This is a genomic window from Arthrobacter sp. MYb221, from assembly GCF_002979835.1.
Lineage (GTDB): Bacteria > Actinomycetota > Actinomycetes > Actinomycetales > Micrococcaceae > Glutamicibacter.
In genome coordinates, this window is sequence record NZ_PCPW01000002.1 from 117341 (window position 1) to 142049 (window position 24709).

Annotated in this window: 27 protein-coding genes and 1 pseudogene; 17 read left to right on the forward strand and 11 right to left on the reverse strand. The window is 59.4% G+C overall.

Annotated features, from left to right (window positions below):
• Nucleotides 1-88: 88 nt before the first annotated feature.
• The 6 genes from CQ015_RS02810 to CQ015_RS02830 form a co-directional block, all read right to left on the reverse strand.
• Nucleotides 89-2029: a cation-translocating P-type ATPase gene (locus CQ015_RS02810; protein ID WP_096288289.1), complete on the reverse strand. Its 1941-nt coding sequence runs from the start codon at nt 2027-2029 to the stop codon at nt 89-91.
• Nucleotides 2026-2394, reverse strand: a complete 369-nt coding sequence (locus CQ015_RS02815; protein WP_096288291.1) for a helix-turn-helix transcriptional regulator — start codon at nt 2392-2394, stop codon at nt 2026-2028. The genes CQ015_RS02810 and CQ015_RS02815 overlap by 4 nt, the downstream gene beginning before the upstream one ends.
• A gap of 182 nt (nt 2395-2576) precedes the next feature.
• Complete coding sequence (locus CQ015_RS02820) at nt 2577-3158, reverse strand: recombinase family protein (protein WP_096288330.1); 582 nt, start codon at nt 3156-3158, stop codon at nt 2577-2579.
• A gap of 213 nt (nt 3159-3371) precedes the next feature.
• A complete protein-coding gene (locus CQ015_RS02825; protein ID WP_176484263.1) occupies nt 3372-4607 on the reverse strand; it encodes a HEPN-associated N-terminal domain-containing protein in 1236 nt (411 codons plus the stop codon).
• A gap of 16 nt (nt 4608-4623) precedes the next feature.
• Nucleotides 4624-4842, reverse strand: coding sequence for a recombinase family protein (locus CQ015_RS19560; protein WP_141393592.1), 219 nt, complete (start codon nt 4840-4842; stop codon nt 4624-4626).
• A 362-nt stretch (nt 4843-5204) separates the two neighbouring features.
• Entirely contained in the window at nt 5205-5726 is a 522-nt protein-coding gene (locus CQ015_RS02830) for a hypothetical protein (RefSeq protein WP_096288295.1), read from the reverse strand.
• A gap of 110 nt (nt 5727-5836) precedes the next feature.
• Between CQ015_RS02830 and CQ015_RS02835 the strand changes: the two genes are divergently transcribed.
• The gene (locus tag CQ015_RS02835) at nt 5837-6322 is read left to right on the forward strand and encodes a hypothetical protein (RefSeq protein WP_096288297.1); all 486 of its coding nucleotides are present in this window, start codon (nt 5837-5839) and stop codon (nt 6320-6322) included.
• A gap of 140 nt (nt 6323-6462) precedes the next feature.
• On the opposite strand, the gene CQ015_RS02840 is transcribed toward CQ015_RS02835, so the two are convergent.
• Nucleotides 6463-6864 (reverse strand): hypothetical protein, encoded by a 402-nt coding sequence (locus CQ015_RS02840; RefSeq protein WP_105554767.1) that lies wholly within the window; start codon nt 6862-6864, stop codon nt 6463-6465.
• A gap of 395 nt (nt 6865-7259) precedes the next feature.
• On the opposite strand from CQ015_RS02840, the gene CQ015_RS02845 reads away from it, so the two are divergent.
• Together CQ015_RS02845 and CQ015_RS02850 are read left to right on the forward strand one after the other, a co-directional pair.
• Nucleotides 7260-7832, forward strand: coding sequence for a hypothetical protein (locus CQ015_RS02845; protein WP_096287248.1), 573 nt, complete (start codon nt 7260-7262; stop codon nt 7830-7832).
• Between the two features lie 259 nt (nt 7833-8091).
• Entirely contained in the window at nt 8092-8472 is a 381-nt protein-coding gene (locus CQ015_RS02850; RefSeq protein ID WP_096287250.1) for a hypothetical protein, read from the forward strand.
• 272 nt (nt 8473-8744) lie between these two features.
• Here the strand turns inward: CQ015_RS02850 and CQ015_RS02855 are convergent, their stop codons facing one another.
• Together CQ015_RS02855 and CQ015_RS02860 are read right to left on the reverse strand one after the other, a co-directional pair.
• Complete coding sequence (locus CQ015_RS02855) at nt 8745-9305, reverse strand: TIGR02391 family protein (protein ID WP_096287252.1); 561 nt, start codon at nt 9303-9305, stop codon at nt 8745-8747.
• Between the two features lie 213 nt (nt 9306-9518).
• Nucleotides 9519-9776 (reverse strand): metal-sensitive transcriptional regulator, encoded by a 258-nt coding sequence (locus CQ015_RS02860; RefSeq protein ID WP_022876876.1) that lies wholly within the window; start codon nt 9774-9776, stop codon nt 9519-9521.
• Between the two features lie 517 nt (nt 9777-10293).
• Here CQ015_RS02860 and CQ015_RS02865 point away from each other — a divergent pair.
• The 11 genes and pseudogenes from CQ015_RS02865 (at nt 10294) to CQ015_RS02905 (ending at nt 18978) form a co-directional block, all read left to right on the forward strand.
• Nucleotides 10294-11691, forward strand: a complete 1398-nt coding sequence (locus CQ015_RS02865; protein WP_022876878.1) for a rhodanese-like domain-containing protein — start codon at nt 10294-10296, stop codon at nt 11689-11691.
• Between the two features lie 114 nt (nt 11692-11805).
• A complete protein-coding gene (locus tag CQ015_RS02870) occupies nt 11806-12390 on the forward strand; it encodes a rhodanese-like domain-containing protein (protein ID WP_022876879.1) in 585 nt (194 codons plus the stop codon).
• A 120-nt stretch (nt 12391-12510) separates the two neighbouring features.
• Nucleotides 12511-12807: a rhodanese-like domain-containing protein gene (locus tag CQ015_RS02875; protein WP_096287258.1), complete on the forward strand. Its 297-nt coding sequence runs from the start codon at nt 12511-12513 to the stop codon at nt 12805-12807.
• Nucleotides 12808-12872: 65 nt separating this feature from the next.
• The gene (locus CQ015_RS02880; protein ID WP_096287260.1) at nt 12873-13769 is read left to right on the forward strand and encodes a sulfite exporter TauE/SafE family protein; all 897 of its coding nucleotides are present in this window, start codon (nt 12873-12875) and stop codon (nt 13767-13769) included.
• A gap of 54 nt (nt 13770-13823) precedes the next feature.
• Nucleotides 13824-15152, forward strand: coding sequence for an MFS transporter (locus CQ015_RS02885; protein WP_096287262.1), 1329 nt, complete (start codon nt 13824-13826; stop codon nt 15150-15152).
• 88 nt (nt 15153-15240) lie between these two features.
• Nucleotides 15241-15660 carry a DUF302 domain-containing protein gene (locus CQ015_RS02890; protein ID WP_022876883.1) on the forward strand — a complete coding sequence of 140 codons (420 nt, stop codon included), beginning with the start codon at nt 15241-15243 and terminating at the stop codon, nt 15658-15660.
• Between the two features lie 397 nt (nt 15661-16057).
• A complete protein-coding gene (locus CQ015_RS02895; protein WP_096287264.1) occupies nt 16058-16651 on the forward strand; it encodes a recombinase family protein in 594 nt (197 codons plus the stop codon).
• Between the two features lie 6 nt (nt 16652-16657).
• Nucleotides 16658-17158, forward strand: coding sequence for a helix-turn-helix domain-containing protein (locus CQ015_RS19230; protein WP_255248469.1), 501 nt, complete (start codon nt 16658-16660; stop codon nt 17156-17158).
• A 24-nt stretch (nt 17159-17182) separates the two neighbouring features.
• Nucleotides 17183-17497, forward strand: a pseudogene (locus CQ015_RS19235) (DDE-type integrase/transposase/recombinase); the annotation flags it as partial.
• Nucleotides 17498-17632: 135 nt separating this feature from the next.
• A complete protein-coding gene (locus CQ015_RS19240) occupies nt 17633-18166 on the forward strand; it encodes a Mu transposase C-terminal domain-containing protein (RefSeq protein WP_255248492.1) in 534 nt (177 codons plus the stop codon).
• Nucleotides 18166-18978 (forward strand): AAA family ATPase, encoded by an 813-nt coding sequence (locus CQ015_RS02905; protein WP_105649302.1) that lies wholly within the window; start codon nt 18166-18168, stop codon nt 18976-18978. Before CQ015_RS19240 ends, CQ015_RS02905 begins: the two co-directional genes overlap by 1 nt.
• 38 nt (nt 18979-19016) lie before the next feature.
• Here CQ015_RS02905 and CQ015_RS02910 read toward each other — a convergent pair whose 3' ends face one another.
• Together CQ015_RS02910 and CQ015_RS02915 are read right to left on the reverse strand one after the other, a co-directional pair.
• The gene (locus CQ015_RS02910) at nt 19017-19910 is read right to left on the reverse strand and encodes an alpha/beta fold hydrolase (RefSeq protein WP_258133593.1); all 894 of its coding nucleotides are present in this window, start codon (nt 19908-19910) and stop codon (nt 19017-19019) included.
• A gap of 144 nt (nt 19911-20054) precedes the next feature.
• The gene (locus CQ015_RS02915) at nt 20055-20651 is read right to left on the reverse strand and encodes a bifunctional 2-polyprenyl-6-hydroxyphenol methylase/3-demethylubiquinol 3-O-methyltransferase UbiG (protein ID WP_105569946.1); all 597 of its coding nucleotides are present in this window, start codon (nt 20649-20651) and stop codon (nt 20055-20057) included.
• 407 nt (nt 20652-21058) lie between these two features.
• On the opposite strand from CQ015_RS02915, the gene CQ015_RS02920 reads away from it, so the two are divergent.
• The 3 genes from CQ015_RS02920 (at nt 21059) to CQ015_RS18865 (ending at nt 24698) form a co-directional block, all read left to right on the forward strand.
• Complete coding sequence (locus tag CQ015_RS02920; protein WP_181148498.1) at nt 21059-21838, forward strand: electron transfer flavoprotein subunit beta/FixA family protein; 780 nt, start codon at nt 21059-21061, stop codon at nt 21836-21838.
• A 64-nt stretch (nt 21839-21902) separates the two neighbouring features.
• On the forward strand, nt 21903-22895 hold the full coding sequence (locus CQ015_RS02925; RefSeq protein ID WP_105553697.1) for an electron transfer flavoprotein subunit alpha/FixB family protein: 993 nt from the start codon (nt 21903-21905) through the stop codon (nt 22893-22895).
• 78 nt (nt 22896-22973) lie between these two features.
• Nucleotides 22974-24698 carry a cytochrome b/b6 domain-containing protein gene (locus CQ015_RS18865; RefSeq protein ID WP_258137654.1) on the forward strand — a complete coding sequence of 575 codons (1725 nt, stop codon included), beginning with the start codon at nt 22974-22976 and terminating at the stop codon, nt 24696-24698.
• Nucleotides 24699-24709: the final 11 nt, after the last annotated feature.

Here is a 24709-nt window from a genome sequence, read left to right on the forward strand (position 1 = left end):
GGTTCACTCTGGTTCTAAATGGTTGAAGGCGGGGCGCTAATTTCCCGGTGGAAATAGTGCCCCGCCTTCAACAGCAACGAAACCAGCGCTAATGCAGGACGTTGCCCGGCTGCTGGGTGAGCTGCTTGCGGTGGACGCGGGCAGCACGAAGGCCGTTGGCAATCACGATGACTTCTGCGACCTCGTGAACCAGCACTACCGCGGCTAAACCCAGCACTCCGGTAATAGCCAAGGGCAGCAGGACAACGATGATCGCCATTGACAGGACAATGTTCTGATTCATGATCGCTCGGCCCCGTCGAGCATGGGACAAGGCTTGCGGGATCAGTCTCAAATCATGGCCGGTGAAGGCTACGTCGGCTGATTCTATGGCGGCATCGGCACCGGTAGCGCCCATCGCAATCCCCACGGTAGCGCTAGCCAAGGCAGGGGCATCGTTGATCCCGTCACCGATCATCCCTGTAGGAACCTGCTGCACCGACGAAGCGATTTCACGGGCCTTGTCTTCAGGCCGCAGTTCGGCATGAACGGTGTCTATGCCGGCGATTGAAGCCAGCGCGTGGGCAGTACGTGAGTTATCGCCGGTGAGCATCACCACATCGATCCCCTGGTCCTGCATGTCTCGAATTGCCTCGGCCGCTTCAGGGCGTAGTTCATCGCGCACGCCGATCACGCCAATGGCCTGCTCTGCACGAGTGACCATGACGCAGGTTTGCCCGGAGGCCTCCATGGATTCAACGGCGGAAGCAAGCGATCCTGGGGCAATCCATCGAGGACTGCCGACCCCGACCTGAACACGATCCAGGACGCCGGTAATGCCGTGTCCTGGCTCTTCATTAACCTCCGTTGCTTCAGGGATCATGGACACTGCTGCGGTGATGGCCGTAGCTAGTGGGTGGGTGCTGTGCTGTTCCAGGGCGGCGGCAACGGCGAGCACCTCTTCGCGGGTCGCATCATCAACGGTCTGGACTTGCGTGACCACTGGCTGATTGCGTGTGAGCGTTCCAGTTTTATCTACCGCGATGCGGCGCAGGGAACCAAGCCGTTCGAACGCTGCTCCGCTTTTGATAATGACACCGAACTTGCTGGCAGCTCCGATAGCGGAAACAACTGTGACAGGAACGGCGATGGCCATCGCGCAAGGCGAGGCTGCAACCAGCACGATCAGTGCGCGGGTGATCCAGGTTTCGGGATCGCCGAAGGTCGCTCCAAGCACAGCGATCAGTACAGCCAGGACGATGACGCCGGGAACCAGCGGGCGGGCAATGCGGTCAGCGAGCCGTGCCCGTTCGCCACGTTCCGACTGGGCTTGCTCGACTAGGCTCACCAACGTGGTCAGGGAGTTGTCCGTGCCGTTAGCCGTTGCAGTGACTACTAGCGCGCCGGATGAATTGATGGAACCAGCAGCAACCTGGTCACCCACTGTTACTTCCACGGGAATTGATTCCCCTGTGATAGCGGAGGTGTCTAAGCTGCTTGATCCCTGGCTGACCACGCCATCGGTTGCCAAGCGTTCACCAGGCTTCACGCGCAGGGCATCGCCAATCTTGATCTCTGCTGCACTGACCACGACCGGTGCGCTGTCACGGATGATGGTGGCGGTTTCCGGGACGAGCTTCAATAAAGAGCGCAGGCCCGAGCGTGCCCTGTCCATGGCTTTGTCTTCCAGTGCTTCGGCAATGGAATACAGGAATGCCAGGGCTGCGGCTTCTTCGACATAGCCGAGGATGACCGCACCGGTGGCGCTGATGGTCATCAGCAGCCCAATGCCGAGTTTCCGTTTCGTGAACAGGTTTCGTAGGGCGCTGGGAACAAAGGTAAAAGCGCCCAGCAGCAGGCCGATCCAAAACAGCACCATGGCCACGATGGCGGCGCTCTCGCCGTGGGTGCTCCATTCAAGGACGAGCCCAGCGAGGAAGAAAACGCCGGAGGCTATGGGTACGAGCACATGCCAATCCCGCCACCAGGGCAGTTCCTCTTCGAATTCTTCGGTGGGTTCCGGTGAATCGCAACCGCAGGCGGAACTCATGCTTGCTCCTCGTGTTCTCGATCGGCGCTGGTGGCGCAGTCAGGGCAGGAAGAGTCCAGGCAAGGTACTTGATCATCGACGGCCAGCGTCACGTCAACCAGGGCGCTCAGAGCGGTGGTGAGGTGCGGATCGGTGATTTCGTACCGGGTGTTGCGGCCTTCCAGTTTCGCCACGACAATTCCGCAGCCGCGCAGGCAGGTCAGATGGTTGGAGACGTTGGCGCGGCTCAGTCCCAGGGTCTGGGCAAGTTCCGCTGGGTATCCGGGTTCGTGCAGCAAGGACAGGAGGATGCGTGACCGGGTGGGGTCGGCCATGGCGCGGCCAAGCCGGTTCATCGCATCGATCCGCGATTCAATGTTCATCATACGATGTACTATACAGCACTTGATGTACTAGTGGCACCGCCCAAAATCGATCGTTTCTGAGAACCTGAAAAGCGCATTCCGAGCATCAGTTCGAAGTGCGCTTTTTCAATGTTCTTGGATTCCCAAAACCTGGTACCGAAAGTCGACCGGGCTTGAAGGGGCACGGAAGGTTTTTGGGATGTTTAGTGGTCTAACTCTTTAATTCTGCGGTAGAGGGTCGCTCGGGACATTCCCATATCTTTGGCGACTTGGGTGGCTGGATCGCCTGCCTGGATGAGCTTGGCTGCGGTTCGGATCTGGGATTCGGTGAAGGTAGGTCGGCGACCGCCGAGGTCCCCTCCGGCGGTGCGGCGTTTGGTCACAGAGTCGTTGATGCGTTCACGTTTGATCTCCAGCTCCATTTGCGCGAGTGCTGCCATGACAGTGAAGACCATGGCTCCCATGGGTGTCTTGGTATCTACATCGCCGCCGCCGAGGTTTAGCACTCGCAGTCCGATATTCCGTTCGCGCAGTTCTTGGGCGAGTTCGAGCATTTTCTGGGTGGAGCGTCCGAGCCGGTCCAGGGTAGTAATCACCAGGGTGTCGTCTGGGTAGAGTGCTTCGAGGGCTTTATCGAGTCCAGGACGTTTGGCCAGCGCCCCGGAGAGTCCACGGTCGGTGTAGAGGTCATCGCGCCGGATGCCAGCCGCCAATAGGTCTTGGATTTGCCGGTCGGCGTCTTGGACTTTGGTGGATACGCGAGCGTATCCGATCAGCTTGGTCATGGAACCCTTGAAAGTGTCTCGCAACTAATAGTGTCAATATGATTCTACGACATTGGTTGTGACACATAGTTGCGAGAATTTAGAACCGTTGAGTTTTCAAGGATTTTCAGCTGGGGGAGCGGCGCTCGGTGAGACGTCTTGCAACCCATGGGTTGCAAGACGTCTCATCCAGGTGGAAGCCTCTTTTTGGGAAATAGAAGATACGGATACGTTCTAGTTTTGCAGTGGCCTAGTTTCTACTGTTCTGCGTTCGAGAACTAGCGTAGGAGCATCCTCATCGTGCGTGATGGTTGCGTTTTCTTCTAGGCAACAGTCGTTGGGAATGTCTAGAACGCAAGCTAGACCTCCAGGACTGGCGGTGGAATTGTAGAGGAGCCCAATGACAGGTTCGTTATTCGCACGCATGTGAGCTTGCATGAAGAATTCGGTGACTAATTGGGTGGGGATGTAATCAATAGGCTGATCTTCATTATCAATCTTCAGTCCAAGCTGCTCTACAAATTTATGTAGAAAGCGGATTTCACGGCGCAAATGGCCAAGTTGGGGGCAGAAGATCGATGGTTCTGCCGGTAACTTAGTTAGGTCTAGGACCGCTATGTCTTTTTCTAGCCTAAAGCGTCCGAAAGTGACATGATCAGATTCTAGTGGCGTATGAGCTGAGACTTCTTTGATGGCTGTTATCTGATCCTCGGCGCCGTAGAACATCGGAATGCCAGCAGGACTCATCCTGTTAGGCGATTTCGCATATTGACGCGGCGATGTCCCCAACTCACCCGCTGGTACGTCTGTATTAAGTTTTCCCTCGGGGTGGGTTCTGGCTCGCCAAAACGTGGTTCCCCGCTCTAATGTGGAAATCAGGCCTAGCTGGCTATCTACTACTTCGCCGATATGATCCAGGACTTCGGCTGGTGTAATCTCACCTGCAGATGGATATGATTCGGTTTTCCTGCTATCCGCGAGCCAGAAAACATATCGCGTCTTATACTTCACCTGCTCACATAGATTCTCCCATGCGTCAGCCATAGCGATGTCGGGTCCTAGTGAGAAAACGTCTCGTTTGACCCAAATTCTGTCCTGCATCGAATCTCTGAGCGATTCGACGATGTCTTCCCGTGCGAACGAGTCACTGAAATCCCCAATGAGATCCCATGTATCCCATCTCTGGTTATCCGAGATTTGGTATCCGCCTTCTCGGCTATCGTAGGCAACACTTTCATCATCGATGTTGTTGAACTCGTTCTTAATTCCATCTGCAAACATGCCAACAACGAGATCAAATGTGGCTGCGTTTTGCCGTCCGCAGAAGGAACACTCATCTTGTGCGGAAGCAGAGCCGCTCACGGCGTTTTTTAGTGCTCGATCCTCAACGCAGTCGACGCAAATGGATAAGTCTGTTGGTGCCCATCCTTGCTCGTCAATTTCAATTTGTAGTCTTTTAGCCATTCCCATGGACATCATCTTAGAGTTATTGCGATGCGATAACCGCAAGGCTGCAGGGCGTCCATGTGGCTAGTGAGCTCCGGATGGATCTTCCGAGTAGGTCGAGGCACCAGACTATGAGGGTGCCGCCGGGGCGGATCTGGCTCAGGAGCTCATCGAGCTCGGGCCGGGCGCGAATGCGCGGGAGGCGATGCCCCATGTTTAAATGTCTCAATACTCGTGGAATGCAAAACTTTCGATACATAGTTTATAGCACTGTGTTTCGCGACCAATCGAGTTCGAAAATCTGTTGAGTTTTCAACTGTCTATGATTTCTACCAAGTCGGTGGGTCAGTGTGTCGTAAACGACCGTTTTTGGCGTCCGTATAAGGCCCCTTCACCGGGCATTTTCTCGGGCGGGGTATATGGGAATCTGAAATCGTTGAAAACTCGGAGTTTCGAAAACTTAACAAGTCAACGGATCGAGTGTCCCGTATGGCGACCGTCTTACGGGACACCCGAGTTCCTATTCGGAAAACTCTCTGACAGGATGCCGAAACTCGCTTGAGGCGAAATACGACTGTTCGTCACGAGATGTGTTCCTCACGGAATGCTGTCTGGGGTTGCTCAGCTGGAAATTGAATCGGCTTCCGCAATGTCGGCTAGAGCCGAATCCTCCACGCTCAACATCACACTGCTATCCCGACGGTTGAAGAGGTGTGTAATAATTGTCCGGCCGTTTGCTTCCCAGATGCAGGGTGGCGTCTCTTCGTTGTCCCACGGATGATCCGGTTTTCCAAAGAGTTCGGTGAGTTCCATCCGCAGTTTGTTGTATCCGCTTTGAGCAGCTGGATCCTCGGAGTCTTGAGTGCCGTAGAGGTGGACGGACACACCTAGGAACTCCTTGTTATAGGTGTCCCACGAGCTAGGTGCTTGTCCGCCGAGGCCTATATCCAGCTCAGTCATCTGGTGGGGCGATTCTTCGTTCTCCAGCTTGTACTGGCTCCCTGATTTGAATCCAAGGTGCGCGAATAGATTTTCACGTTCTTCATCGGACTGGGGCCAAGGCTCGTCGACCAATTTCTTGACGAGTTCCACCACGGTGTAAGACGCGGGATTCAATTCCAATACAGGTTCAGTCTCGGACATAGTGCGAGCTTACCTGGCAAGAATTGAGACATAGACCTTATGGGTTCGTCTTATGGGAATGGAACAGCTGTTCCCGAAGCAAATCTAGTGGGTGGCTCTAAGATGATCACATGATGACAGTTATTTCAGCCCCAGGTGATCTCGTTGTCGCAACCAATGATGGCGTGGACGTACGGTTTGCCGGCATCGAGTCGATTGCCGATGTTCCGATCGACTCCGCCGGATGGCTGGGAAGTGAAGGCATCAAAATCTACTTCCAAGGAATTCGCAGCCACGAGACCTGGCAACGCGACGTTCGCTACGAAGAGCAACTGACGCAATGGGCTGACATGAGAAAGCGTAAGGGGGAGGAAGCAGCGGGCGACGCACCTTCAATGCCCGGCCAGCTCATTCTTGGACCGGTTGGAGCTGTCATCTCGGACGACGTGGGAACCAATTATCGGTTGACATCCGGACAGGTCGCCGGGAGCGCGACAGAGTGGGAGTCCACCTGGGTATATCTTCCTAACCCGCCGAGAGCAGCCCGATTCTTAACACTTGAATTCACAGTTGACGATGAACCGACCGGTAAGACATGCACAGTGCGACTGGACTGACTCCGAAATTTCCCGTTTAGCGTTCCTTCTACGGGCATGCCCTAGTCGATCTATATTGGTATGCCTCAGTCCAGCGGATGGATGGATGAATTTACGCGTTTTTATCGTGTGACTCAATGTTTTCTCGAGACGAGCCCGCGCTACTTAAGCCGTTCGTAGGTGGCTTGAATTTTGTTGTACTCATTGATCGCAGTGATTTTCTGCATGTCCTCACCCGTGCCGTGAAGAATGCTTGAAGCAATCATGCCTAATGCAACTTTGTCGTAGGCTCCACCTTTAGTTCGCACGACTAGCTCGCCTTCAGCCGGGGACTCCCATGAATCGACGTAGAATGTCGGACCACTGAGCGCACTGATATTCCTGGCTCCATTCGCTCCGAGCCACTCATTGATTTTTGTATCCGCCCATTCTTGGCCGCCGTCAGTGCCATGTGCAAGTTCCTCTGCTGGGACAACTGATGGGCCGGGCGCGACTTCGTAAGCAGTACATCCAGAGAGCGCGAGAGCCATAATCAGGGTGGAACTCGTGACATTTTTCTTCATGGGTCCCTCTAATACGACGATGTCGAATAGCTAATTGATGAGTTGAGGATGAATTCAGCGATTGCAGCGCCTCCTCAGGCAATAGTAGCGAGTTGCCAGTTCACGTTCACCTGTGGAACAAGGATGCTAGATTCGCTCCAACAGGGACTGGCTCTTCCCGATAATGAAAAGTAGGCTGAATTCGCCAGAGCCGTTTTGAATCAGCTCGAATAACGGGAGGAATGCTAGAAAAAGTATTTCCTGTTCAAGGCGATATTCTGGATATTCGTCAGCTCTATGCGCGTAGCAGTTTGCATACGACGCAGTGAATTACATTTTGTAGGCCCAACTCTGGGCATAAGTAACGTAGTACGCCTTGTTGGAAAGCTGCAGCGATTGAGAAACGGAAGAGAACGATGAGGCAGAACATGATGCGCAAACCGATAGTAGCCTTACTTCTTGCGTCAGTTCTACTGCTTGCCAGTTGTACTAGCCCGCTGATTGAATCTGGCACAGATATGAATTCAAAGGTGTCAAAATCGATCGACGGGTACGAACTCATCACTGCGGAACGAGCGGCAGAGACCGGGTTCTGCACAGGCAACCCTTCAGACGAGCAGATGTCCACAGAGACCGAACACATCGGGACCTTTCTCTATCTGGAATCGGGGCACCAGCTTTCTGCGACTGGAGGCGAATGCAACAATAGAGATTTGGCGCTTACGCTTGCTGATGGTGTCGTGCAGCTTTTCTTCATCTCCTATGACGCCGTCGAAGATAGCAGTGGTGAAAGGATGGCTGGTCTCTTCGGTGAATCATGCGAAACGCTCGAAGCCTACGAAGAGCTCATGAGTTGTCGATACATCGTAGAAAACACAAATATCTCCGTCGTTGCTCGGCAGAACATTCCCGAAGAGGAGTTCAGAGACAAGTACCAGTCACTTGCCAGAAAGTTCGCTGAACAGTCCGATTTCCATCCAGAAGCTTGATACTTTGAACCGTGGGAACAACTTGCGGATTGCTAGCCTTTTGTGCACGTTAGCGGTCTACTGCAGTGTTGCCCCTCTGTCACGAAGATGAGCTGTAAAATCAATAGTCCATCTTGGCGTGATTCTCGTCGGATGCGTTGAGATTCGGGCCTGAGAGCTGCGATGACGCAGCCAGAACTGCGGAATTGCAAGTCCGCAACACGTCCCCTGCATGCCGGAGCCGGGAAGAAACTCCAGTGAAACAACCTATGCTGTAAAAATGAAATATTATGGCAGAACGATAAAAACTATCTTGGTGATAGTTGCAACGTCTGCGTTCCTTGCGCTCGGTGTGGGCTTCTCAATCCATCTTGGGCTGAATCACTTCATCGTTTCGTGGGCGGAAGCCAGAGACGTTAGTCGTACTGCGGAACCGGGGAAAGAGAAGGCCGACTATATTGCTTCTGAGATAGAGAAAATTGCCGCAGTGGAATCCGCGGTTGTACTGGAGTCTAATTTTAATGGGGCACGGATCGAGGTGAGGGTCGGTGCATTCTCACCTGGGCGGCCGGTGCATGAACAGATCCAGGAAGCTTGTAGAGAAGCCATGCGTCAGGGCTTTAATTTTGAGCCTTACGAAATCGTCTGTGAAATCAGGTAATCGCATAGAGATGTGCTTTCCGGTTTGCACCCTGGCGTTGTCACGAACTGACGAGTTAATAGGTTTTGAGATCGCGACTTACTTCGGTGTCCCGTAGAACGTTCCCCTTGCGGGCGGCAGTGCTGTGGACTATGGACAGAAATGCTGAGGACTTCGGAAACTGACAGGATCGGCGGTTTTTCAATGTTCTTGTTTTCCCGAAACTGCTTCCCGAAATAGATTCTTCCCAGAAAGTTTTTTTATCGTTTATGGGAACACTCATTGAGTGCCGGCTAATTGGCGGGAGCTGTTTCCACTTCTGCTTGGTCTATCCAGCGGGCTAGCAGGCTGAATGCTGCGAGCTGTTCGAGGGCTAGCTGCTGTTGCCCGCCATGGTTTTCCTGCGGTTTGTGCATGCCTGGGTTGCGGATGCCCGCATAGAGCCCTTCGGCGAATGCACGCGCGCCCTGGTGCAGGTTCGCATATGTGTCCCCACCGTCATTTTTGGCGAGTCGAAGTCTTGGCGCGCCTGGCTTGGCCGGGTTGGTGCTGAATGCGTCGTTGAAGAGCTTTCGCTCCGAAAGATCCATGCGTCCAAGCTTCTGCTGTGCTTCGTGATTGATAGTTTTAGCTGCCTCCATCACAGCCTCGTGGTAGTGCCCGCTATTCCACAAAGATTTGCTTCGTTCCCAGGCCCAAGGATGCAAATTTGAGGCATCCATGTCTGGTGCATCAGTTCCCAGGTGTTTACTGAGTTCTTCGCCTCGCTGAATAAGTACTTGTGAGCCACAACGATAAGTGGCCTGTTTTTCACAGTGCTTAGTGGCGGTGTTTTCTGGCCTTGGCTGTTGCATCTTCGGGCCGATGGATCAAGCACCCACATTGACTGCTGTCGCTCGGTGCGCGGCGTCTGATTAGTGAACAGGGGTGCTGATCGCTACGGCCCGCTTGGCGGCAGGGAGTGATTCCTCGGCGGTTGCGGAACCGCCGCACTGCCGAAGTTCGCGCAGTGGTCCTGCCGGACTCCATGGGTGGTCTCGGGGAGAGCTATCGCTGGATGGCTGGGGCTAGGCCAGGGAGAGGAAGAGTTTTTCCATGTCGGCACGGTCGGCTGTGGGGTCCTCGCTTTTCAGGCACTGCTCGAGCCCGGTGGCGATAATGGAGAACCCGGCACGGTCTATGGCCTTGGAGGCGGCGGAAAGCTGGGTGACCACCGCGCGGCAGTCGCCGCCTTCCTCCAGCATGCGGATCACGGCGTTAAGCTGGCCCTGGGCGCGCTTGAGCCTGTTGATGGCCGGTTTCATGGTGTCCGCTTCAAGTTCCATGGTGGGTCCCTTCAAGGTGTTGATTTCTTCAATGGTATACCCCCGGGGGTTTCCTTAGCGTATCAATGGCAGTGATTCTCGATACCCCCATGGGTATATGCCATACTCGAATACAGAGGGGGCGGCCAAGCCTCCATCAACAACCCCAGACGCAAGGAGTCACCATATGTGCCGTGCGACCAAATGCCGTAAGTGTCAGAAAACCACCTGGGCCGGATGTGGCCAGCATGTCAAGCAGGTCATGGCCCACGTGCCGCGGAGCGAGCGCTGCTCCTGCGATCCAAATGCCCCGAAGGAGTCCAGCAAGAAAGGCGGCTTCTTCGCGCGCCTCTTGGGCCGCTAGGCCCAGCCTCGCATGCGCCTGCGGCGATCGGCACCATTCCCGATGGTGTCGATCGCCGCTTTTTTGTGCATCCGTGAACGACTTGACGTATACCCCAGGGGGTATTATTGTTGCCTGTGAACCGGATACCCCCAGGGGTATGAAGGGTAAACTGACCAACCACAAGGAGAACCAATGCTTCTCGAACGAATCTATGACGAGGACCTGGCACAGGCCAGCTACTTCATCGGCTGCCAGGCCAAGGGCGAGGCCCTCGTGGTGGACGCCCGGCGCGACATCCAGGTGTACCGGGACCTTGCCGCAAAAAACGGCATGAAGATCACCGCCGTCACCGAGACCCACATCCACGCCGACTACCTCTCCGGCACCCGGGAGCTGGCCGCCGCCACCGACGCGGAGATTTACGTTTCGGGCGAGGGCGGGCCGGACTGGCAATACGAATTCGAAGCCGAACGCCTCTTTGACCAGTCCACCATCACGCTGGGAAACATCACCGTCACCGCCCTGCACACCCCGGGGCACACCCCCGAACACCTCTCCTTCCTGGTCACCGACGGCGCCTTCAGTGACAAGCCGGGCTTCCTGCTCTCGGGCGACTTCGTCTTCTCCGGGGACCTGGGCCGCCCGGACCTGCTCGACGAGGCCGCCGGCGGTACCGACACCCGTTTCGCCGGGGCCCACGACCTCTTCGTCTCGCTGAAGAACAAGTTCCTGACCCTGCCTGACTACGTCCAGGTCTACCCGGGCCACGGCGCCGGCAGCGCTTGCGGCAAGGCCTTGGGCGCCATCCCGTCCTCCACCGTCGGGTATGAGCGCAACTTCGCGTGGTGGGGTCCCTACCTAGAGGCAAACGACGAGGCTGGATTCGTCGAGGCCCTGCTTGACGGGCAGCCCGACGCCCACGCCTACTTCGGACGCATGAAGCGCGAAAACCGCCAGGGTCCGGCCGTCCTGGGCGAACGCGCACCGCTGGCCCAGCTGGCCATCGAGGACGTTGCCACCGCCCTGGCCGCGAACGAAATCGGCATTGTCGACACCCGCCACCACACCGAGGTCCACGAGGGAACCGTCGCAGGGGCACTGAACATTCCCGCCGGCACCAAGGCGGCAAGCTACGGTGCCTGGGCCGTGGACCCGGAAACGGACCAGCGACCGCTGGTGCTCTTGGCTCCCAACAGCGAAACGGCCACCGAGATGTGGGACCACCTCATCCGCGTGGGCATCGACCGCGTCGCCGGATACATCACTTCCCTGGACGGCCTGCCGGTCTACGTGCCCCGCACGATCTCCCCGGCCGACCTGGCAGGGTTCGATGCGGCCATGGTCTTGGATGTGCGCAACAAGACCGAGCACACTGCCGGACACGTGCCCGGCTCCGAACAGCTCAACGCCGGACGGGTGCTCTGGAACACCGACAAGCTTCCGTCCGACGGCGTGATCGTGAGCTTCTGCCAGTCCGGGGTGCGCAACTCCGTGGCCGCCTCCGCCCTGCGCCGGGCCGGGTTCGACGTCGTTGAACTCGAGGGCAGCTACGCCGGATGGGCCGACTGGAAGCAAATGCAGAACGCCTAGGTTCTCCACTGCCCATCCCTCAACAATAAATTCTACGTATTCCCGGTCCCGCATCCCCCTTTCCGGATGCGGGACCGGCCGGGCGCCATGCCCGGCAGAAAGGCCCACACCCCCATGAACACCATCCCCCAGGCCACCAGCCCCGAAGAGCTCAAGGACTGGATCGATACCGGCACCGACGTCGTGGTGCTGGACGTGCGTTCCGCCGCCGAATTCGAATCCCTGCATATCAAGGGCTCCTACAACGTCCCCCTCCCGTTGCTGGCAGAACACACCGAGGAACTCGCCTCGAAACTCGACACCAAGGTGGTGCTGGTCTGCCAATCCGGCGTGCGCGCCACCGAAGCCAAGACACACCTCGCGGCAGTCGGATTCGGCAACGCCCATGTCCTGTCCGGCGGCGTCCCCGCTTACAAGCAGGCCGGTGGCGGGACCGTCGAGGGTTCCAAGCGCTGGGACCTGGAACGCCAGGTGCGCATGGCCGCCGGTTCCCTCGTGGTGGCCGGGCTGGTGGGTGGGAAGTTCCTCTCCCCGCAGCTGCGCACCGTCGCCGGTGCCATCGGCGCGGGCCTGACCTTCTCCGCGGCCACCAACACCTGCGCCATGGGCAAGGCCCTGGCCAAGATGCCGTGGAACAAGACCGGCAACGAACCGACCCGTGCATCGGTCCTCGCCCAGCTTCCGCCCAAGAAGTCCTAGCGCACACCCGGTTGGCCCGCCGCCAACCGGATTCCTCCCGGTTTCCGGGCCCGGGTCGCGTTGATCCGGGCCCGGAAAGCACCCACATACCGCTTGAACACGCCCCCGAAGGAGCAGACCATGCCCGAAATCACCATCACCGACACCGACCAGCGACGTGCCACGGACCAGGTCCTTGACGTCCGCGAAGACTTCGAAGTCGCCGAGGGAATGATCCCCGGCGCCATCCACATCCACATGGGAGAGCTCAACACCCGCCTGGGGGAGATCGACCGGACCCGCCCCGTCATCGTCATCTGCCGCAGCGGCAACCGCAGCGCCCGCGTCGCCGACGCCCTCACCGGCGCCGGATTCACCGCCGACACCATGGCCGGCGGCATGACCGCCTGGCAACGTGCCGGCCTGCCCGTCACCTAAAGCCATACCCCGGCGCCAACCCCACCCGCGTCCCCTGCCCTTCCTTCCCAGACAAGGCCCCCTCCATGACCCTCACCCTCGCACTCACCCTCCTGCTCTCGGTGCTGATCGGGATCTCCCTCGGCCTGCTCGGCGGGGGCGGGTCCATCCTCACCGTCCCGATCCTCACCTACGTCGCCGGCATGAACCCCAAGGAAGCCATCGCCGCCTCGCTCTTCGTCGTCGGCGCGACCTCCGCCGTCAGCGCCGTGACCCACGCCCGCAAGAAACGTGTGCAATGGCGCACCGGACTCGTCTTCGGCGCCGCCGGCATGGCAGGGGCCTTCGGCGGCGGCCTCCTGGGGGGCCATATTCCCGGAACGATCCTCATGATCGCCTTCGCCCTCATGATGGTCGCCACCTCCCTGGCCATGATCCGCGGCCGTAAGAACCCCGCAGGCGCACCCCACCAGGGGGATCTGCCGGTGCCCAAGGTCATCATCGAGGGCCTGGTCGTCGGCTTGGTCACCGGGCTCGTCGGTGCCGGCGGCGGCTTCCTCGTCGTTCCGGCACTCGCCCTGCTTGGCGGCCTGTCCATGCCCGTCGCCGTCGGCACCTCGCTGGTGGTTATCGCCATGAAGTCCTTCGCCGGACTCGGCGGCTACCTCACCACCGTCACCCTGGACTGGACACTTGTCGGCGGAGTCACAGCCGCCGCGATCCTCGGCTCCTTCCTCGGCGCACGCCTGGCCGGACGCATCCCCGAAGCGGCCCTGCGCAAGGGCTTTGGCTTCTTCGTCCTGGCCATGGGCGTCTTCGTCCTCGTCCAGGAACTACCCTCCCCCGCCAACCTCATCCTGGGCCTCGCGGCCACCGCAATCGCCGCGGCCGCGGCCCTGTGCTGGTTTGCCATCCCCGCATGCCCCCTGCGACGCAAGTCCCTGGGTTCACCCGCCACCACCACGGCAACCGAAGCCCGCTAGCCCCGGCTCCCCTCCGTGTTGCCCCTCCAGCCTCGGCACTCCAGGAGTCCGCGCATGAAACCGTCCACCACCAAGATCCTCCCTGTCCTGGGTTTGCGCGCCAACGCGGCCCAGTTCGCGTTGCTTGTCGCGGTCAACGCACTCGTCGGCGGGATGGTCGGGCAACAGCAAACCGTCCTTCCGCTGCTGGCCCACGCGGAGTTCGGCCTGAGCGGATACACGTTCCTCTTCGCCTACGTGGCGGCCTTCGGGATCGCCAAGGCGACCTCCAACTGGTTCGCCGGGACCCTCTCGGACCGCTACGGACGCACCCCCGTGCTGCTGGCCGGGTGGCTCTTCGCCATCCCGGTGCCGCTCATGCTCATTTTCGCCCCGGACTGGAGCTGGGTCGTCGCCGCGAACGTTCTGCTGGGCATCAACCAAGGCCTGACCTGGTCGACCACCGTCATCATGAAGATCGATCTGGTAGGCCCGGCCCAGCGCGGCCTGGCCATGGGACTGAACGAGGCCGCGGGCTACGGTGCCGTGGCCGCCACGTCCCTGCTGGCCGGATACCTCGCCGAACAGTACGGGCTGCGTCCGGCGCCCTTCCTCTTGGGAATCGCCTACACCGCCTTGGCACTGCTGCTGTCGGGCCTTTTCGTCCGGGAGACCCACCCACATGCCCTCCTGGATGCCGGAAACATGGCTGCCCGGGGCGCCTCCGCCCGGCATGGCCTGGACGCCAACCTAGCCAACGGCCAAATCTTTTCCCTGACCAGCTTCCGGGAACCGGCCTTGTCCTCGGCGAGCCTGGCCGGCCTGGTGAACAACCTGAACTTCGGACTCTCCTGGGGCCTGTTCCCCCTCCTGTTCGCCACCGCGGATCTCAGCATGGGCCAGATCGGCCTGCTTTTCGCCCTGTATCCCGGGGTCTGGGGCATAGGCCAAATGGCGACCGGTGCTCTCTCGGACCGGATCGGACGCAAACACCTCATCACCACCGGCATGTTGGTCCAGGCCGGAGCCCTTGCGATCATCGCGCTCGGGGACGGCTTTGGTGCCTGGGCCTCGGGAACCGTATTGCTCGGCGCGGGAACCGCCATGGTCTACCCCACGCTGCTGGCCTCCGTGGGCGACGTCGCCCATCCCGCTTGGAGGGGACGCGCGGTGGGCGTCTACCGGGTCTGGCGCGACCTCGGATATGCCGTCGGTGCCATCATTGGCGGGATCGTCGCCGACCTGTTCGGGCTCAACGCCGGCGTCTGGATGGCCGCGGCACTCAGTGCAGCCGCAGGGCTGATCGTCGCGATCCGCATGTATGAAACGCACCCACCGCATCCCCGGCCGACCCCTGGGGGCAATGCCCTGGCAACACTTCCGCGCGACCACACCAACCCGTAGCATGGCCACAGAACCGAGGTCCCATGCCGTGGCGGAGCACGCAGTCGCGCTCGGCACGCCTCCACACCACGACCCGAGGAGAACCGCCATGACCTACACCCACGCCATCACCGTCCCGCTGTCATGGCAAGACGCCGTCGAACGGACACGCGGCGCCCTGGCAGAACAGGGTTTCGGTGTCCTGACGGAAATCGATGTGAAGGCGACCTTCACCCAAAAGCTGGGCCAGGAGGCCGGGGTCTCCGTGGGGGACTACATCATCCTCGGGGCCTGCAACCCGCAACTGGCCCAACGCGGCATCACCGCCGAACCGCAGCTGGGCGCACTGCTCCCGTGCAACGTCGTCGTACGTCGCGCTCCCGCCGCCACGGAAACCACCATCGAGGCCATCGACCCGCAAACCATGGTCAAGCTCAGCCAGAGCGACGCGACACGCGAGGTCGCCAACGAAGCCGACGCCAGGCTTCAGGCGGCATTGAAGGAAATCTCCGGAACAGTAGGTACCTAGGTTCTCACCTCATTGGCACAGGTCGCTCGCACGATTCCCACATCGCTAACGGGCACCGATTCCTGCGCGGAGCTCCATGCGGAGCCAGGTACCTCAGGAATCGGCCCATGAACCGTCCGGTTCCGGACAGTGTTAAGGGCACCAAACGCGCCGACCACCACCCGCCAAGTCAGCAAAGAGTGATGGGCGTTGCAGCCACGGACAACAGTTATTGAGCGGATAAGCCGGGAAACCACCGTCTTGAAAACCTAAAGATTATTGAGACACTCTCCTCAGCCCGGCCATGCCGTCTCAATATTCCGTAACGGCAAGGAGTCCAACCGTCTTATAAAGTCGTCCCAACGTAAAACGTCTTACCTGCTTGCCGTGCAGGGGTTTTTGAGCCACACTGGGGCAGGTGAGACATTTGGGATACACGCGCGTGAGCACTTCGAGCCAAGACGCGGCCTTGCAGCTCGATGCCCTGGTTGCTTTAGGGGTGCAGAAGCGCGACGTGTTCGCCGACGTGACTTCCGGCAGCCGCAGCGCGATCGATCGGCCCGGGATGAAGAAGCTGCTGGACTATGCCGAAGCCGGCGACACCGTCGTGGTGTGGCGGGTTGACCGGCTGGGTCGCTCCCTGATCGATGTCTTGAATACCGTGAACCTTTTGCGGGAGCGCGGGATTAATGTCCGCTCCATTTCCGATGGCATCGACCCGGCCACATCGACCGGTCGGATGATGCTGAACATGCTTGCTTCGTTGGCCGAATACGAGCGCGAATTGATCGTTGAACGAGTCAACGCCGGCATTGCCGCCGCCCGGCAATCCGGAACCCGTTTCGGCCGGCCGGTCTCGGACCCGGCGGTGATTGCCGACAAGCTCGCGATCGCCAAAGATGCCCGCACCAGGGGACGCACCGCCGAAGACGCAGCACGCCTGGTTGGCTGGAGCCGCGCAACGTTCTACCGCCACTTGGGCCAAGAGCCCGCATCTTCCAAGAGTCTGTGATCGGCCGTGTCCCTGCGAAGCGAAACGCGCAGGGACGTACCGCTGGGGCAAGACCAGATTGGCAGCAGTACCGAGAAAGCAGGAACTCCTCGTGACTACCTGGCTAAGGCAACAGCACGTTGGGAAATACTGCGTCAACACGTCGAAGACGGAGTGCCGTTGACGGTTCTGGCAGGGGAACACCATATCGGCCTGAGGACACTGCAGCGATGGCACCAGAGCTTCAAGCTCCACGGGAAGCCTGGTCTGGAACCGGTGGCACCGGGCAAACGCGGACGCCGGATGCCCAGCGAATTCGTGAACCTGGTCGAAGGCCTCGCCTTAGCTAAACCGCCCAGGACTACGGCAGCCATCCACGAACAAGTCAACAAGGTAGCGCTCCACCAAGGATGGGCACCGGTTTCCTACTCCACCGTCCGCTCGATCGTCGGCGCGATAGATCCGGGGATGATGACGCTGGCGCAGCAAGGTACGGCGGTGTACCGCGATAAATATGAATTGGTCTAGCGCCGCCGCGCCGAACGTCCGAACGCGGTGTGGCAGGCCGATCATACCGAGCTCGACATCCTGGTTTTTGACGCTGGCCACCAGCCGGTCCGACCGTGGCTCACCACGATCATGGATGATTACTCGCGAGCCCTGTGCGGGTACATGATCTTCACCGGTGCTCCCTCATCCTTGAATACGGCATTGGCGTTGCGTGAGGCGATCTGGCCCAAAAAGACAGCAGATTGGGCGATGTGCGGAATCCCTGATGTGCTCTATGTAGACCACGGAACCGATTTCACGAGCCACCACTTGGCGCAGGCCGCCAGAGACCTGCACTTCGAGATCATTTTCTCCGCTGTGGCCCGGCCGCAGGGCAGGGGAAAGATTGAACGATTCTTCGGCACCCTCAACACCGAACTCTTAGCCCGGCTGCCCGGCTACTTGCACAATGTGCGCAACCCCAAGCCGGGGCTGTCCATCGGTGAACTGGACATGGCGCTGGGTGAGTTCATTGGGCAGAACTACCACCAGCGCGAGCACCAAGAGATCAAGGAAACGCCTCAAACAGCGTGGCAGGGCAACGGTTGGTTACCGCGTCTGCCTGAAACCATCGATGAACTGAACCTGCTGCTGCTCACGGTCGCCAAGCCACGGATCGTCCACCGCGATGGCGTGCATTTCCAAGGGCTACGCTACATTTCCCCGTTGCTGGCTGCCTACGTCGGAGAATCCGTCATTCTCCGCTATGACCCGCGGGACGTTGCCGAGATCCAGGTCTTTCACCGTGGCCAGCACATCTGCAAAGCCGTGGATCCCGCGCATGAACGAGCCACAGTGACGTTCAAGGACATCCAGAAGGCACGCTCCGCACGCAAGCGTCAATTGCGCGGACAAATCAATGAACGAATCGCCACCGTCGCGGAATTTCTACCGGCCGGGCAACCAACCACGGAGGCACCCCAGCCTGATCCGGCGGTCCACCGAACCAAGAAAACGAAGCTGCGCACTTACGCGGAGGACGAGTAATGGGACCAACAACTTTTATCGCAACGAAGGAGCACCGCCGCTTCACTGAGTTCGCCAATGCGGTGCGTCGGCAGCGGACTATCGGGGTCTGCTATGGACAAGCTGGAATTGGCAAAACCCTATCGGCTAAACGTTATGCCAACTGGAGCCCGAAAGCCGAGGCGTTAATAGAGGAATGGGGCCGACGGGAGGACAGTGACCTCCAGATCTACAAGGATCTGGCCAAAACGCGGACCGTCTTCTTCACCCCAGGGGTTCTGACGACGCCTAAGCAAATCAAGGATGAACTCTCTCTGGTCACCACCCAGACCTCGATCTGTATCCATCAACATCTCGATACTTTAGGTGCCACGACGGGCCCGATGAATCAAGACAAGCATGTTGAGCTGATCATCGTCGACGAGTCGAAGCGACTCAACGCCACTGCCTTAGAAGTGCTACGAGATAGGTATGACAGGAACAATATCGCGCTGATGCTGATTGGGATGCCTGGCATCGAAAAGCAGTTCAGTCGATACCCTCAGCTCTATAGCCGTGTTGGTTTTGCTCACGAGTACCGTCCGCTTGCTCAGGATGAACTGCATTTCGTTCTGCAACGAAAGTGGCGTGCCCTCGGAAAAACTCTGGACTTGGAGGACTTCACCGATACGCAAGCTGTCGCGGCGATCGCCCGTATCACGCGCGGTAATTTCCGGCTGATCGATCGACTCTTCACACAAATGCAGCGAGTCATGAAAATCAATGAGCTGGACACGATTACCGATGATGTTGTTGAAGCTGCGCGATCCACGCTAGTGATCGGAATCAGTTGAACCGCCAATATTAGGTGCGCAGAAACCGCCAAACGAAGTTAACAATCACAAATGATGAGCTTTGACCTCGGCCAGCTACGGTGCAGGTTCCACGCGGTGATTGCGGGCCCGGAAATATCGCGTCGACCGTGTATCAGGGTTCCGGGTAGGTGCTCAATGCGCCCCATGCGTTCTAGCAACTGTGAATCTGTTCGGCCCAAATGCGTCCAATAGTGCGTGGTGAGTCGGGCAAAGGCGATTCGAAATGCTTCGTCCTCCCAGCGAGGATCGCGTGCAAATCCGCCGGCGCCAAGCGAGATGTGGGTGTCTTCCCAATGCGCCCATTCCTGCGAAGCATCCGCCCGGGTCTTCGAATCTGCGCTATTCAGCAGCCGGGCATAGGCCTCGACTATTCTCCCTTCTCCGCGTCTATATCCGACTCCGCCGTGCTCGGCGTACGAGGCGAATCTGTCCCATGCCTCGGGAAAAATCGAGCCGACTCCTTCGGTGATCCAATCGATTTCTCTTCTGCTAGTGGTGGTCACCGCGAACAGAACCATTCCAAGGACGCGTGCGGGGCGGGCCTGGGCGTACGCGAGCGCGAGCGTTGATCCCCAAGACACCCCATTGAGTATCCACGCGTTAATGCCTCGTGCCTCGCGCAGCGCCTCAATATCTTCAATGAGGTGGGCACTCGTATTATGCAGAAGCGACGTGTCCGGGTTCGAGGCATGCGGTGTCGAACGTCCGCAGCCTCGCTGCTCAAACCCGATAACACGGGTGTGTTTCAGGTCGAATCTGTGCCGATAGCCACTCGCGCCTAGGGTCCCGCCCGGTCCACCGTGGAGATATAGCGCCGGCACGCCGTCGGCTGCGCCCCATTCTTCCCAATAGATGCTTTGGCCGTCTCCAACGTCAAGCATTCCCCTCTTGCGTGCAAGCTCGTTTGCCACTTGCTAAACCTCTTTCGATTTCTTGGGAAAACGGCCCTTATGCTGTTTCCCCTAGGAGCAAATTGCGGAATCCGCCCCACACGCGGCAATACAGTGAAGGCCATTTTATTCGGCGGCTTTCCAGTGCTAGCCGGTCCGCGTCGATTAGCGGACAGCCAGGAGCGAGCCGTGAGTTCGTGCTTGGCCTTCGTTCCGCGATTCGGATTGGGTCACGGTGAATCCCGCTGCCTCGACATGTGAAGCCAGGAGATCCAAGGGCCAGTAGTAGGCGGTGGCAACCGCATGGTCGAAGGGTTCGAGGGTGGGGCCGGTGAAGAACCCCAAGGCAAGGCCGCCACCGGGGCGAATGCAGCGAGCGAACTCTGCGAGCGCCTCACCGATTAGTTCGGGAATGGTGTGAATCAGTGAATACCAGGCAAGCACGCCGCCCAATGCTTCGGAGCCAACCTGCAAGCTTTCTGCCCGGCCACGTCGGTACCGTTCTTGGGGGTAGCTCCTTTGAGCGATTTTAATGAACTCGGGAACGGGATCTACACCCTCTACGGCAATCCCCAAGGTACTCAAATGATGTGTCCATTGTCCCGGACCGCAGCCGACGTCAAGCACCGTGCCCTTGATACTGCGCGCCCACGTTTCGACAAAAGCCACATCGGCCGCGGCAGCATGTTCAATGCTGCCGACCGCATCCACATACTGGCTTGCCTTGGCTCCATATGAGGACCTGACGGATTCAAAAGTCATAACGCCACTCTAGATGTTTTGGATCTGAGGGCACCCAATGCCGTCGCCTCAGAGCCTTCCCCCCTAATATTCCGTTCCGTGATCGTTTCCGAGATCCGGGTGTGGGCGTTCGAGACGATGGCAAGATATTCGGCATCTTAGGACATATCCGTTAACACTGATCACCGATCCGCCGAATATTGCCTTCACCTAAATGGAAGATTTCGTCATGATTGTCTCTGAAGTTCGGCTTCTATGTGCGCCCCACCCCCATGAGCGCACAATAGACATGTAGAGTTTTTCCTAGTCGGTGACGTTGCTGCGAAGCGCTCGCCATCCGAGAAATTTTCATTTGAAGCGTTGTGCCAGGGCGTTGGATAATCTCCAGAACGTCTGGCCTTAAACAGAACCCTCAGAAGGAGACCAGCGTGAAAATCGCCGTCCTGACCAAACAGGTACCTGATACATGGTCGAGCCGTCGCTTGGACCTGCAAACCGGAATGCTCGACCGCGCAGCGGCAGACCTGGTCGCCGATGAGATCTGCGAACGCGCCTGCGAGGTCGCACTCCAAGCGGAAAAGTCATTGGGCGAGGTTGAGGTCATTGCCGTCTCCATGGGAGATGAGAAGGCAGTGCTTGCACTGCGCCGGCTGCTCTCCATGGGCGCGCATTCGGCGGTGCATATCTCCGACCCGGCGCTGGCTGGGTCGGATATGATCTCCACCGCCCGGGTGCTCGCGGCGGCTCTTGCGAAACTCGACGTCGATCTGATTCTTGCAGGCAACGAATCGACCGACGGCAAGGGTGGCATGGTGCCAGCAATGATCGCCGAACTCCTTGACCGTCCACTGCTGCCCTACGCCGACGAATTGGAAATCAGCGCAAGCGAAGTGACCGGAACCAGCCAGCTGGGCGAAACCACCATGAATTTGAGCGTGCAGCTACCCGCCGTTGTCTCGGTGACGGAGAAGTCCGCCGAGCCACGCTTCCCGAACTTCAAGGGAATCCGTGCGGCGAAGACCAAGCCATTGGAAACGTGGACCCTGGCCGACCTCGGCATCGAGGCAGGACCCGAGGCGGCCCACTTCCGTTCGGTGATGGTCTCTGCGGAGGACCGCCCCGAGCGAGTCGCCGGACCAAAGATTACCGATGACGGAACGGCAGCCACCCAGCTGGCCGACTTCCTGGCCGAGAAGCACTTTATCTAATTCAGCTCGGGTCTTTCCACAATCTTCATCCCCACGATTTGTCCTTGCTCAGGAGGATTTTCCCATGGTTCAAACCACCCACAGCGTGCTCGTCCATGTCCAGGTATCGCCGGACGGCTCCCCGCAGAACACCACCGCAGGCTTGCTTGGAACGGCCGCCCAGTTCGGTACCCCGGTCGCCGTTGCCGTCTGCGCCGCGGGCCAAGAGCAGCAGCTTGCGGCCAAGCTCGGTGAACTCGGCGCCGCCGAAGTTCACCTGCTGCCTACCGACCTTGACGCTTTGGCTCTTGGCTCGGCCGATGTGGCGGCGCTCGCCTCGGCCACCAGCACCGTGGCTCCGGCCGCGGTGCTGCTCTCCAATACGGCCTCCGGCCGCACCATTGCCGGTCGTTTGGCCATTCGGGTTGAGGGTGCCGTCTGCGTTGACGCGGTGGGCATGCGCTGGGCCGAGGACGAGCCGATCGCCATGCACTCGATTTTCGGCGGAGACGTCACCTCAGAATCCACCGTCGAGGGCGGACCGCGCATCTTCACGATTCGCCCCGGCGCCGTAGATGCCCGAGCCGAGTCCGTCGCGGCACCGCAGCTGACCATCATCGAGCCTTCGGCTCTGCCCAAGGTATCCAAGGGCGCCCAAATCCGCTCGGTCGAAGCGATGCAAAGCGATGCCTCCCGTCCGGATCTGCGCAGCGCCAAGATCGTCGTGTCCGGCGGACGCGGAGTGGGCTCGGCGGAAAAATTCGAGATCGTCGAGCAGCTGGCCGATCACTTCGGCGCGGCGATTGGCGCCTCGCGTGCCGCGGTGGATTCAGGCTTTGTCTCACCGAAGCTGCAGGTGGGCCAGACCGGTGTCATCGTCTCCCCGGACCTGTACATTGCCTTGGGCATCTCCGGGGCGATTCAGCACCGTGCGGGTATGCAGACCGCCAAGACGATCGTAGCCATCGATAAGGATGAGAATGCGCCGATCTTCGACCACGCAGACTTCGGCATCGTTGGCGACTTGTTTACCGTAGTCCCGAAACTGCTCGAGGAAATCCGCACCCGCCAAGGGTAATCACGGCATTCTCCACTCAGGTAGGTTCCGGCGAAGCATCACCTGCCGGATACGACGACGCGATGAGGTTCAACGATTATGACCAAGCAACGGATGGCAGGCTACACGCCCCTGCGCGCCAAGGGCGGGGTTAAACCCGATGCGGCTGCCGAGCCTGCACAGAAAATTGAGACACCACCGACGGCGAGCGTGCCCGCAGCACCGGTCACCGAACCGGTAACCAGCGAGCCGGTACCCGCCGCTCCCCCAGTGCAGAGCGCTCCGGCCCCAGAACAGGCTCCTGCACCGGCAGAGACGGCGGCCGTTCAGCCTGAGCCTGTGCCGGCGCCCGTCTCGAACACCGCCGCTAGCTCCTCACGCCAACGCATGCAGGGCTATACCCCGCTCCGGGCTCCGGCCGCGGACGCCGCCAGCACTGGCGCACAGGTCGCGGCACCGGCTGCCGCCGCTGCGGAAACCGCTGGCGTGGCCGCAGCAAAGACGGCGGCACCGCCGAGCGAAACTCCGCCGGCACCGGCCCCGGAACCGGCTGCTCCGGCAATTGCCGCTTCGGGCGCCGAGGCAGCTTCGGCGGATTCATCCGAACGGGCTGCAGTTCCGTCCAATCGCATGCAGGGCTACACTCCCCTGCGCCAACGCGAGGATGCGACTGCCGGAAAGTCCTCCGAGTCTGCGGATCCCGTTGCCGAGGCCCCAGTGGCTGTCCCGGTTTCCGAACCAGTCGCCGACGATGCAGCCGCACTCGGGCAACCACCGGTCGTTGAAGAAGCCGCCGAGCCCGCGGCCCAGAGGCCACCGGCCGTTGCGGAACCAGCCGCGCAGGCCGCGAGCGCGGCCCAGCCTCCCGTCGCGGAAAAGCGCCCGGCCTCCGATGCCCAAGGAACCTCAAAGATCAAGATGAAGCCCTGGGTCAAACCGGCGATCATGGTGATCGGAGCGGTCATTGTGGCCCTGCTGGTGGTTCTTGCCGCGCGCGGCTTGCGCACGCTGGAACCAATCCAGGACTTCATCGCCACCTATGACGGGCATTCAACCATGCCCGACTCTGCGCCGCTTGGAATTCCGGCTTGGCTTGGTTGGCAGCATTTCTTGAATATGTTCTTTATCGTGCTGATTATCCGCACCGGGTTACAGGTACGTCATGAGAAACGACCGGCAGCGATGTGGACGCCCAAGGCGAACTCCTGGTTCTCCCCGAAGGGAAATAGCCCCAAGAAATATTCGCTCAGCATCTGGACCCACCAAGCTCTGGATGCATTGTGGGTGCTGAACGGATTGGTCTTCGTGATCCTGCTGGCCGTTACCGGCCAGTGGATGCGAGTGGTTCCGACCAGCTGGGATGTCTTCCCGAATATGATCTCCGGCGCCATTCAATATGCCTCGCTCAATTGGCCTGTCGAAAACGGCTGGATTCATTACAACGCCTTGCAGATGACCTCCTACTTCCTCGTGATCTACGTGGCGGCACCGCTGGCCATTGTGACCGGTGTCCGGATGTCCAGCTGGTGGCCGACTCAGCCCAAGGCCTTGAACCGGGTCTATCCGATCGAGCTGGCCCGCAAGGTGCATTTCCCGGTGATGCTCTTCTTCGTCGCCTTCGTGCTGGTCCACGTATTCCTGGTATTCACCACCGGCGCGTTGAAGAACCTGAACCACATGTATGCCTCGCGGGACGCGGCCGATGCATGGGGGCTGGTGATCTTCTTGGTCTCGGTGGCGGTGGTCGCGGCGGCTTGGGTGTTCATGAAGCCAATGTTCCTCCTGCCGGTGGCAACGATGACCGGCAAAATTTCCAAGAACTAGGGCCGCTTGCC

What these genes read in the sequence shown, in the direction of transcription:
- CQ015_RS02810 (WP_096288289.1), bottom strand. Translation starts at nt 2,029, where the DNA reads ATGAGTTCCGCCTGCGGTTGCGATTCACCGGAACCCACCGAAGAATTC.
- CQ015_RS02890 (WP_022876883.1), top strand. Translation starts at nt 15,241, where the DNA reads ATGACCTACACCCACGCCATCACCGTCCCGCTGTCATGGCAAGACGCC.
- CQ015_RS02885 (WP_096287262.1), top strand. Translation starts at nt 13,824, where the DNA reads ATGAAACCGTCCACCACCAAGATCCTCCCTGTCCTGGGTTTGCGCGCC.
- CQ015_RS02905 (WP_105649302.1), top strand. Translation starts at nt 18,166, where the DNA reads ATGGGACCAACAACTTTTATCGCAACGAAGGAGCACCGCCGCTTCACT.
- CQ015_RS02855 (WP_096287252.1), bottom strand. Translation starts at nt 9,305, where the DNA reads ATGCAACAGCCAAGGCCAGAAAACACCGCCACTAAGCACTGTGAAAAA.
- CQ015_RS02840 (WP_105554767.1), bottom strand. Translation starts at nt 6,864, where the DNA reads ATGAAGAAAAATGTCACGAGTTCCACCCTGATTATGGCTCTCGCGCTC.
- CQ015_RS02820 (WP_096288330.1), bottom strand. Translation starts at nt 3,158, where the DNA reads ATGACCAAGCTGATCGGATACGCTCGCGTATCCACCAAAGTCCAAGAC.
- CQ015_RS02845 (WP_096287248.1), top strand. Translation starts at nt 7,260, where the DNA reads ATGAGGCAGAACATGATGCGCAAACCGATAGTAGCCTTACTTCTTGCG.
- CQ015_RS02865 (WP_022876878.1), top strand. Translation starts at nt 10,294, where the DNA reads ATGCTTCTCGAACGAATCTATGACGAGGACCTGGCACAGGCCAGCTAC.
- CQ015_RS02825 (WP_176484263.1), bottom strand. Translation starts at nt 4,607, where the DNA reads ATGGGAATGGCTAAAAGACTACAAATTGAAATTGACGAGCAAGGATGG.
- CQ015_RS19560 (WP_141393592.1), bottom strand. Translation starts at nt 4,842, where the DNA reads ATGTATCGAAAGTTTTGCATTCCACGAGTATTGAGACATTTAAACATG.
- CQ015_RS02925 (WP_105553697.1), top strand. Translation starts at nt 21,903, where the DNA reads ATGGTTCAAACCACCCACAGCGTGCTCGTCCATGTCCAGGTATCGCCG.
- CQ015_RS02870 (WP_022876879.1), top strand. Translation starts at nt 11,806, where the DNA reads ATGAACACCATCCCCCAGGCCACCAGCCCCGAAGAGCTCAAGGACTGG.
- CQ015_RS02830 (WP_096288295.1), bottom strand. Translation starts at nt 5,726, where the DNA reads ATGTCCGAGACTGAACCTGTATTGGAATTGAATCCCGCGTCTTACACC.
- CQ015_RS02880 (WP_096287260.1), top strand. Translation starts at nt 12,873, where the DNA reads ATGACCCTCACCCTCGCACTCACCCTCCTGCTCTCGGTGCTGATCGGG.
- CQ015_RS02860 (WP_022876876.1), bottom strand. Translation starts at nt 9,776, where the DNA reads ATGGAACTTGAAGCGGACACCATGAAACCGGCCATCAACAGGCTCAAG.
- CQ015_RS02815 (WP_096288291.1), bottom strand. Translation starts at nt 2,394, where the DNA reads ATGATGAACATTGAATCGCGGATCGATGCGATGAACCGGCTTGGCCGC.
- CQ015_RS18865 (WP_258137654.1), top strand. Translation starts at nt 22,974, where the DNA reads ATGACCAAGCAACGGATGGCAGGCTACACGCCCCTGCGCGCCAAGGGC.
- CQ015_RS02875 (WP_096287258.1), top strand. Translation starts at nt 12,511, where the DNA reads ATGCCCGAAATCACCATCACCGACACCGACCAGCGACGTGCCACGGAC.
- CQ015_RS02835 (WP_096288297.1), top strand. Translation starts at nt 5,837, where the DNA reads ATGATGACAGTTATTTCAGCCCCAGGTGATCTCGTTGTCGCAACCAAT.
- CQ015_RS19240 (WP_255248492.1), top strand. Translation starts at nt 17,633, where the DNA reads ATGGCGCTGGGTGAGTTCATTGGGCAGAACTACCACCAGCGCGAGCAC.
- CQ015_RS02850 (WP_096287250.1), top strand. Translation starts at nt 8,092, where the DNA reads ATGAAATATTATGGCAGAACGATAAAAACTATCTTGGTGATAGTTGCA.
- CQ015_RS02915 (WP_105569946.1), bottom strand. Translation starts at nt 20,651, where the DNA reads ATGACTTTTGAATCCGTCAGGTCCTCATATGGAGCCAAGGCAAGCCAG.